This is a genomic window from Moorena sp. SIO4E2 (assembly GCF_010671945.1).
Lineage (GTDB): Bacteria > Cyanobacteriota > Cyanobacteriia > Cyanobacteriales > Coleofasciculaceae > Moorena > Moorena producens.
On sequence record NZ_JAAHIE010000298.1, the window covers coordinates 1 to 9062 of the forward strand.

At 44.6% G+C, this 9062-nt stretch carries 10 protein-coding genes and 1 rRNA gene; 7 read left to right on the top strand and 4 right to left on the bottom strand.

The features are described 5' to 3' along the window. The first annotated feature begins 7 nt into the window (after positions 1-7). Positions 8-125, top strand: a 5S ribosomal RNA gene (gene rrf, locus F6K37_RS24695). Between the two features lie 165 nt (positions 126-290). Here rrf and ribBA read toward each other — a convergent pair. Next, the gene (ribBA, locus tag F6K37_RS24700; RefSeq protein WP_287252777.1) at positions 291-1970 is read right to left on the bottom strand and encodes a bifunctional 3,4-dihydroxy-2-butanone-4-phosphate synthase/GTP cyclohydrolase II; all 1680 of its coding nucleotides are present in this window, start codon (positions 1968-1970) and stop codon (positions 291-293) included. 349 nt (positions 1971-2319) lie between these two features. Continuing rightward, complete coding sequence (locus F6K37_RS24705; RefSeq protein WP_287252779.1) at positions 2320-2550, bottom strand: hypothetical protein; 231 nt, start codon at positions 2548-2550, stop codon at positions 2320-2322. Positions 2551-2879: 329 nt separating this feature from the next. Between F6K37_RS24705 and argC the strand changes: the two genes are divergently transcribed. Beyond that, entirely contained in the window at positions 2880-3938 is a 1059-nt protein-coding gene (gene argC, locus F6K37_RS24710) for an N-acetyl-gamma-glutamyl-phosphate reductase (RefSeq protein ID WP_008188640.1), read from the top strand. An 18-nt stretch (positions 3939-3956) separates the two neighbouring features. After that, the gene (locus F6K37_RS24715) at positions 3957-4169 is read left to right on the top strand and encodes a hypothetical protein (RefSeq protein WP_287252782.1); all 213 of its coding nucleotides are present in this window, start codon (positions 3957-3959) and stop codon (positions 4167-4169) included. Here F6K37_RS24715 and eno read toward each other — a convergent pair. Further along, positions 4160-5458 carry a phosphopyruvate hydratase gene (gene eno, locus F6K37_RS24720; protein ID WP_008188642.1) on the bottom strand — a complete coding sequence of 433 codons (1299 nt, stop codon included), beginning with the start codon at positions 5456-5458 and terminating at the stop codon, positions 4160-4162. The two genes, F6K37_RS24715 and eno, sit on opposite strands and share 10 nt — an antisense overlap. Positions 5459-5989: 531 nt before the next feature. On the opposite strand from eno, the gene F6K37_RS24725 reads away from it, so the two are divergent. From F6K37_RS24725 to dtd, 3 genes are all read left to right on the top strand, one after another. Further along, a complete protein-coding gene (locus tag F6K37_RS24725; RefSeq protein WP_287252785.1) occupies positions 5990-6766 on the top strand; it encodes a hypothetical protein in 777 nt (258 codons plus the stop codon). Between the two features lie 4 nt (positions 6767-6770). After that, positions 6771-7256, top strand: coding sequence for a hypothetical protein (locus tag F6K37_RS24730; protein WP_287252788.1), 486 nt, complete (start codon positions 6771-6773; stop codon positions 7254-7256). A 345-nt stretch (positions 7257-7601) separates the two neighbouring features. Next, positions 7602-8063, top strand: coding sequence for a D-aminoacyl-tRNA deacylase (gene dtd / locus F6K37_RS24735; protein WP_287252791.1), 462 nt, complete (start codon positions 7602-7604; stop codon positions 8061-8063). Here the strand turns inward: dtd and F6K37_RS24740 are convergent. After that, the gene (locus F6K37_RS24740; protein WP_131827069.1) at positions 8052-8300 is read right to left on the bottom strand and encodes a hypothetical protein; all 249 of its coding nucleotides are present in this window, start codon (positions 8298-8300) and stop codon (positions 8052-8054) included. The two genes, dtd and F6K37_RS24740, sit on opposite strands and share 12 nt — an antisense overlap. A gap of 334 nt (positions 8301-8634) precedes the next feature. On the opposite strand from F6K37_RS24740, the gene F6K37_RS24745 reads away from it, so the two are divergent. Further along, positions 8635-8925 carry an RpnC/YadD family protein gene (locus tag F6K37_RS24745; RefSeq protein WP_008188651.1) on the top strand — a complete coding sequence of 97 codons (291 nt, stop codon included), beginning with the start codon at positions 8635-8637 and terminating at the stop codon, positions 8923-8925. Positions 8926-9062 lie beyond the last annotated feature (137 nt).

Below are 9062 nucleotides of genomic sequence, written 5' to 3' on the forward strand. Positions count from 1 at the left end.
ACCACTTCCTGGTGCTTATAGCGCTACGGAACCACACCGACCCCATCCCGAACTCGGAGGTGAAACGTAGCTGCGGCGAAGATAGTTGGTGGGTAGCTGCCTGCTAAAATAGCTCAGTGCCAGGATATATATTATTTTAATAATAGTTAATAGAAAAAGCCTCTTGTCTAAACTGGCAAGAGGCTTTTTCTATATCAAGCAACCAAAGAAATTAAAAGAGATTAAATCATTAGCATGGGTGTTGGGTTAACAAATAAGTAATAACTAATGACTAAAAGCAATAATTGATATTACTCCATGGAGCGATCAAAACTATAAATTTTCTGAGTTGTTAAATTCTCAAACACTGAAGATGGTCGCTTCGTCAAGGGGAACTTCTCTCGGTCTAAGAGTATTTGTAAACTCGTCAGTGGATCGTGTCCAGAAGATACTAAAAATTCCAAGCATCTTAGCTCAGGCCATTCAATCACGCTGTCTAAAATATTAGCGATCGCATTAACATAGGGATGGTCACTAGATTCGTACCAATCTAGTGCTGCTAGCTCAGGCTGATCAAACCCTAAGTGTACCATTAAAGCAGGTTTCTCAAAAACTGCGGACGCTACAGGTCGTGACTCCTCCTGCAATAATAAGTTCTGACTATGAGCTAGAGACCTTAGCTTTTCTAAACGCTCATAACGTTCTGTCACCTGCTGGGGTTGGTCTTGCCAATGAATCGCTACCGTAACTAAATAGGTCTGCAACAGCAAATGACCCAGCTTCTGTGCCTTAGTTGCCAGATAGCTAGAATTGTAGTCATTAGCTTCAATCAACAATGGTACCCGATCGACTACCTCCAATCCATAACCTTTTAAACCAGCGATTTTCCGAGGATTATTGGTAATCAAGCAAATTTTCTTAACTCCTAAATCATTGAGAATTTGTGCTCCCATGCCATAGTCTCGCAGGTCAGCCGGGAATCCCAAACGTTCATTTGCTTCTACGGTATCCAGTCCCATATCTTGCCAGGAATAAGCTTTCAACTTATTCACCAAACCAATCCCTCGGCCTTCTTGCCGCAAATAAACCACGACTCCCTCACTGGAATTCTCAATCATTTTCAGGGCAGCTTGTAGTTGCATTCGACAGTCACAGCGCAGAGAACCCAAGGCATCTCCCGTTAAACATTCTGAGTGCATCCGCACCATCACTTGATGGTCTTTGAACTGAGTCGGGTCTCCTTTTACAACGGCAACATGCTCCGAGTGATCTAACGTGTTGCGGTAAGCGTAAATCTGGAAATTCCCAAAATTACTGGGGAATTGGGCAACGGATTCTCGATAAACAAAGCGGTCATGTTTGAGGCGGTAACTGATTAAATCAGCAATACTGATAATTTTGAGTTGATGCTTATTGGCATACTCAATCAACTCTGGCAAGCGAGCCATGGAGCCATCAGCATTTTGAATTTCACAGATCACACCCGCTGGGTATAAACCTGCCAATCTTGATAAGTCAACCCCTGCTTCCGTATGACCAGCCCGCTTCAATACGCCTCCCTTTCTAGCACGGAGGGGAAAAATGTGACCAGGTCGTCGCAAATCACTGGGTTTGGTTACTGGGTTGATCGCAAACTGGATAGTACGAGCACGGTCTTCAGCGGAGATACCAGTGGTCACCCCTAAGTGGGGTGCTGCATCAATGCTCACGGTAAACGCTGTCTGGTTAGTGTCCGTGTTGTTACTCACCATTAGGGGAAGGTCTAGAGCATCCAAGCGCTCCCCTGTCATCGCCAGACAAATCAACCCTCGTGCTTCCACTGCCATGAAATTAATCATGTCAGGGGTAGCAAATTGTGCAGCACAAATTAGGTCTCCTTCGTTTTCCCGATTTTCATCATCAACCACCACCACTGGTTGACCTGATTTCAGGTCTGCCAGAGCATCATCAATGCTATCAAACTTATACACATCAGTTTTGGGTGATTCCACTTGCTTGCTGCTTTTGTTTAATTATTGAATGGGCTTGAAATCAATGGGAGAATGATTATAGCTCATTTTCCCAAGTTTGACACTTGACATGAGGTGAGATGGGTGCATCTCAATGCCTGAAATTAGGCAAAAATTGCCCCGAAAATTCCCACACTTCCCACACTCCCCCCCCTCCCCACACTTCCTTTTTTACAAATATTCGATGCACCCGGTTAGATGTTCTTGGTTTCTAGTATAGTCTATCGAAGTTCGGCTGCTGGCTTGGTAGATAGACCAGGCTTTTAATCACCAGAAGCAGGTTCCGATGTCAGCGCCTTGTGATTTGGAAAATCACGTAAGCATTCAGCCGTCAGGTATCAGCTAAGGCGCTACAGATGGTGCTACAGATGGTGCTTTTGAATGAAACAGGTAAGTATTCGTTTAATATCAGTTCCCTCCCCTGAGCGAGGAATTTATAGTCTTTGGCTTTGAGTCCGTTGAACTGGTCAGCCGGATAGCTTGTTTTAAGCTGACCGCTAAGGGCTGATAGCTGAATGCTTACGAAATCACAACTGGTCTTGTGCCATTCAAATGTTGCCAATAACTGAGGGATTAGGGTAAACTTAGTCAGTTTTAACGAACCGTTGCTAGGGGATAATTTTTGTTAGTGATCGGATTGACTAACAGATGTGGCAACTGCACAAATAGTGCTAAAACAGGACGTAGAAAACTGAGCCACTGTTCCCAAGACAGTGAATGAAAATGCCTGTGGAGAGGGTCTGACGGGGACTGAGGTTGTTCTTGGTCTAGTCAAGAGTCCCGCAAGCAGGTGTATAATCAGGCCCAAGGTTGAAAATCTCCCACTGAGCCAGCAATTAGCCCTTAGTGGGGGAGGATGTCAAAGCTCTTACCCTATAGGAAAGGAAGATGATGGGGGATTTAGAACGCCTGCCAGTAGGCATAATTGGTGCTTCTGGTTATGGTGGCGTACAACTTGTAAGGCTCTTGATGGATCACCCAGGAGTCGATGTAGTTTATTTGGGTGGAGAAAGCAGTGCTGGCAAGGGATTTGCCGAGCTTTACCCTCATCTAGGCCATCGTGTTAATCTAACCATTGAGCCTATTGACATAAATACTATTGTATCCCGTTGTCAGGTAGTGTTTCTGTCCTTGCCTAACGGTTTAGCCCATAAGCTAGCACCATCACTGTTATCAAAAGGATTAAAAGTTCTCGATCTCTCAGCTGACTATCGATTTAGTAAACTTGAGACTTACAAAAGCTGGTACGGTGGAGAGCGCCACGACCAAGAAACCGCTGCTACTGCTGTTTATGGTTTACCGGAACTGTATCGCGATCGCATTTCCTCTGCCGAGTTAGTCGGTTGTCCTGGTTGCTACGTCACCACCAGCCTGCTCGCCATTGCTCCCCTGCTCAAACAGGGTCTGATTATTCCAGACACTGCGATTATCGATGCCAAATCCGGTACTTCTGGGGGTGGACGCAAGGCAAAAACCAATCTCTTACTAGCAGAAGCTGACAGCTCTCTAGCCCCTTATGGCGTGACCCATCACCGCCATACCCCAGAAATTGAGCAAATTTGCAGTCATTTAGCCAGTCACGAAGTCAGGGTGCAATTTACACCCCACCTCGTTCCCATGGTAAGGGGAATCCTAGCTACCGTTTATGCCACATTGCAGGATCCGGGACTAGTCAGGGAAGATTTATTCACTATTTACACAGCCTTCTACCGCGCCTCTCCCTTTGTCCGGGTGTTACCCAGTGGCACCTATCCCCAAACCAAGTGGGCTTGTGGCACTAATCTTTGTTACATAGGGGTAGAAGTCGATAGCCGAACTGACCGAGTTATCGTTATGTCAGCCATCGACAACTTGCTCAAAGGTCAAGCTGGTCAAGCTGTACAGTGTTTGAATCTGATGATGGGTTGGGACGAAACCCTAGGCTTGCCTCAACTGAGTTTTTATCCGTGAATCGGTTGTCGGACCGATGTGCAGAAGACACCAGACGTGGTGGGAGATAGGAAAAAACCATTCCTCCTACACTCCCCACCAAATCACCTTGGCCTATTGGCCACGCGATCGCGTTCAACCTTGGCCGTTGGCCACGCAATCGCGTTCAACCTTCAACCTTCAACCTTCAACCTCCTAACCTTAGGCTATTGGCCACGCAATCGCGTTCAACCTCCTAACCTTCAACCCTGACAAAGGGGTCCCATGCCACAAGTTCCAGCATAAATGGCGCGATCGCCTAATTCATCTTCAATCCGCAGCAACTGGTTATACTTAGCCACCCGTTCACTACGGCACAGTGAACCTGTTTTAATTTGACCGGCACGAGTAGCAACCGCTAGATCAGCAATAGTAGTATCTTCGGTTTCCCCAGAACGGTGACTAATCACGGAACGGAAACCGTTGCGAGTTGCTAAGTCAATAGTTTCAAGAGTTTCGGTCAAGGAACCAATTTGATTGAGCTTAATCAAGATCGAGTTACCAGCACCGATATCAATACCTTTTTGTAGCCTGGTGGGATTGGTAACAAATAGGTCATCACCCACTAACTGAATACGGGAACCCAGTTTTTCAGTGAGCAACTGCCAATTACTCCAATCCTCTTCGTGGAGTCCATCTTCAATAGAAACAATTGGGTATTGCCCCACCAACTCAGCTAGATAGTTAACAAACTCTTCTGGAGAGTGAGGCTGTCCATCATAGACATACTGAGCGTCTTTGTAGAACTCGCTGGCTGCCACATCCATCGCTAAAGCAATTTGTTCTCCTGGCTTATACCCAGATGTTTCTATAGCCGCAATCAATAAGTCTAGCGCTTCTTTATTTGACCCCAAGTTGGGAGCAAAGCCACCTTCATCTCCCACACCGGTAAGCAATTTTTTCTCTTTCAAAACCTTAGCCAAGGCGGCAAAAACCTCAGCTCCCCAGCGCAGAGCCTCTCGAAACGACTTCGCTCCCACTGGCACAATCATGAATTCCTGAAAATCTACATTATTATCCGCATGAGCACCACCGTTGATCACATTCATCAACGGAACTGGTAGTAGATTAGCTAGTGGTCCACCTAAGTAGCGGTAGAGGGGGAGTCCTTTACTGGCCGCCGCCGCCTTAGCTGTAGCTAGGGAAATAGCTAGGATGGCATTTGCTCCCATAGTCTTTTTGTTGGCCGAACCATCCCGATGAATCATCTTGTGGTCAACCAACATTTGGTTGAGAGCATCGTTTTCCAATAGGTCTGGGCCGAGTTTTTCTTTGATATTCGATACTGCCTTGAGTACCCCTTTACCACCGTAGCGACGGGGGTCATTATCTCGTAGTTCATGGGCTTCAAAAGTACCAGTAGAAGCACCACTGGGAACTTGGGCAATTCCCACGGCACCGTTCACAAGGCGCACTTGGGCTTCTACTGTTGGACGTCCACGAGAATCTAATATCTCTCTGGCATCAATTGCCGCAATTGCAGTTTCTGATTTAGTCAACATGCTTTTTCCTCTAATTATCTAAAGATTGCAACTGCCTTAATCGTTAAATCGCTCTAGGATAAGAAAGGAATGTCACTTCTTTTCAATCTCCTAGTTAATCAATGATGTCAGCCATCTCAGCCCTTAGGAGCTGTGAGCTATCTGCTATCTGAGCTATCTGCTATTAGCTATCAGCTTAAGCGCTACGCGCACGCTACGCGAACAGCCATGGTTTAAAAACTGACTAGTTAGTGCTGATAACTGGGTGCTGATAACTTAATTCTTACGATGAGAGTATGCCACTTTAAGGTCTGGAACATCAACACTACATAGTTTTCTATACCTATAGTATTGTTGATATAATCGCCCTAAATATTTCGACCATACTAATTGTGATATGGCTCACGAAAATTGCTGAAAATAATCACAATTATTTTAGAGTTGGCTCACAACTAACCAAAATTATTTTAAATAAGCTAGGGGAAGACTAGTTAAGATGACTAGGGTTTCGGGACTCTTACTGACCTGTTGTTAAGGGCAATAATATCATCTATGATTTCCTCCCCACTTCAGAAATTTGTGTTTAGACCAGCATTGATTTCAGCAACAGTATTTGCTGGGCTGACGTTACCCGTAGGCTGGTTCGGTGCTCAGCCATTATCCATTAAAGTACAGGAGGAGCAACTATTCTACGGTCATGTGCGAGATGCGGCAACGCCTTACCTGACCTTAGCAACGGTGATTAGCCTGGGAGCTGGTATGGCCAGTGTCGCCATAGCAGGATGGCAACAGTCTGCTCAACAGTCATCCCAACTTCAGTCACAGTTATCAGATTTAGCACAACAAAGTCAAAAAAAGGAAGAATTATTAGAAAAACTTAGGCTTTCAGAATCCCAGCAGAACCTTACTCAACATAAGCCTTTAGAAAATCAGATCGAGAATCAGATAGACAATCAGATAGACAATCAGAAATTGCCACAGCAGCCAATTAACTACACTGTATATACTAGTTCTAGCTTCCAGTCAAACCGTGAACCACTGGTGACTAAGACTCGGTCGAGAGAATATCAACCAGTAGCTAAATCTGCGGTGAAGGGGCCAGCCAAAACCGTTGAGTACATGGGATTGACCGTAGGTCACGCTACGCGAACGCATCCTGGTGTCGGTAATGGTCAAACCCATACTGGGTTTCAATCCTATTCTGAAGTAACATCATTACCATCGGAAGATATTCAGCAACTTCAAAGTCAGCTGCAACAGGCCAAAGCTCAGATGGAAGCGATGCAAAAGGTTTTGCACAACAAACACTTTGTGTTACTTGAACACTAACGTTATGTCTAGTCCATCACCCATCGACCCCCAACCCCCATCGGGCTCAGAATTCGAGCTAAATCTGCTCAAACAGGAATATTTTTTCCTGCAAACTACTGTAGAAGATTACAACAAACAAATCTGGGTGATTAAAGCCTTGGGGATTACGGCCACTGGTGTGGTTGTGCGCATGGTCTTAAAAGAAAAACAGAATAGCATCGCCCTGATTGGGTGTGCTATTCCCCTGTTCTTCTGGATTCTAGAAAGTCAATGGAAACACTTCCAGCGCGGTTTCTATCCCCGTTTGGTACAAATTGAGGAAATTTTGACTCAGGAGTTTAACTTGCGCAGTCCAGCTATTTTTACTGGCTGGAGTCGTACCTTTAAGCGTAGTAATAGTCCCAAACGTCAAGGCTATCTTTGGGATGGTTTATTAAACCGTAGCGTTTGCATTACTTATCTGTTAGAAATTGCCTTTCTTTTGGTATTATCGTTAATTAGTTTGTAGGTATCATAAGTTTTTAAGAGGGAACAGCGGATCTGGGAATCGGGAATCGGGAATCGGGAATCGGGAATCGGGAATCGGGAATAAATGGTGGCCTAGTGTGGCGATTATAAATGAGTATAAAATAATTGCTCTGAAGCTTACTAAATCAAGCTTTTATGGATTAAAAAAATCCATTTTTATTAAAATGGCCTTTCGTATTGTTTTATAATCTAATGAGGTACATAAAATTTTTTTCGACTGCCGACTTTTCTCTTAACTCCTGTATGCTCCCTGTTCCCTATTCCCAGATCCGCTGTTCCCTAAAACCCAAAAATTTGTACCTCAGCCAATTGAGAACTGCTACATATGCGCGTAATCATCCAACGAGTAAAATCTTCTCAAGTCGAAGTAGATAGAAGAGTTATTGGGAAAATAGGGCGAGGGCTAAACCTACTAGTCGGTATTGCGGATACTGATACGGAAGCTGAATTAGACTGGATGGTGCGAAAGTGTCTAGAATTAAGGCTATTTCCAGACGAAACTACTGGTAATAATCGTTGGGAAAAGTCCGTGCAGGATATAGGTGGTGAGCTATTGGTGGTTAGCCAGTTTACCCTTTATGGAGATTGTCGCAAAGGACGCCGCCCTTCCTTTAGTCAGTCCGCTGCTCCAGAATACGCTAGGGCATTATATCAACTATTTGTGGATAAGTTACGGCTGAGTGGGTTGCGGGTAGAAACTGGTGAGTTTGGTGCGATGATGGAAGTTTCTATAGAAAATGATGGTCCTGTGACACTGTTGTTGGAGAAAGAGGCATCAGTAAGGTAAGGGAACAGGGAATAGGGAACAGCGGATCTGGGAACAGGGAGTGTGGGAAGTGAGATGACTAAGTGGTGCGCCAAAGGTGCCAGCACAAATTTGGTCGAGTTTGCTCCCATATCGGCTTTTGTCGTAACGGAAAAGGCTGGTTTCGGCTCTGTGAATGTGTCCGTGGAGGAAGAAGCGAAATCCAGCAACGGCCAGTTGTTCGATCAATCCAAAGTCAGTAATGCGATGCGTGAGCATTGAGCCGCTACGCGATGAAGCGTTCGCATAGCGTGGCCTACGGCCTCAGCTTCCGCGCTTATGCGATCGCATTACTGATCAGCCTCCTCTGCTAGTGTCCAGTTCAGGTCATGGTTACCAGGAACTAGAACAATTTCCATAAAATTTTAAAATTGTGTACTTAACCTAAGTTATAAATCCTAGAGATTGCTTTCAGTAATTTTAGTATTAATCTCTCCATAGTCTTATATTTTTATATACAAATTTCTACATTTACTACTATGATATAAATAAGATTATTTGTCTCTTTATGATTAGATATTTTTTAGTATTAGTGTAGTATTAAAAGATAGAAATGAACGAACCAATAGCTGACTATGACAATCCTTGTAAAGAAGCATTACAAGCCTATTTTGAGTCATTTTTACAGTTTTGTTTTCCCGAAGTTCACACTCTGATTGATTGGAATCAGACACCCCAATCCCTTGATACAGAGCTACAGCAGATAGTTGGTGCTGCCGAGTCAGGAAAACGGATCGCTGATAAATTATTCCAGGTCTGGCTCTGTGGTGGCAATGAAACTTGGGTGTTGATTCATGTAGAGGTACAAAGCCAAAAAGAATCAACCTTTGCCAAGCGAATGTAGCAATATCATTACAGGGCATTTGACTTGTACGAAAAACCTGTGATTAGCTTAGCGGTATTGGGGGATGAGAATGCGTCTTGGTCTCCATCGTCCTATGAATATGGATTGGGAGGTTGTCGCCTGAGTCTAGAATTTCC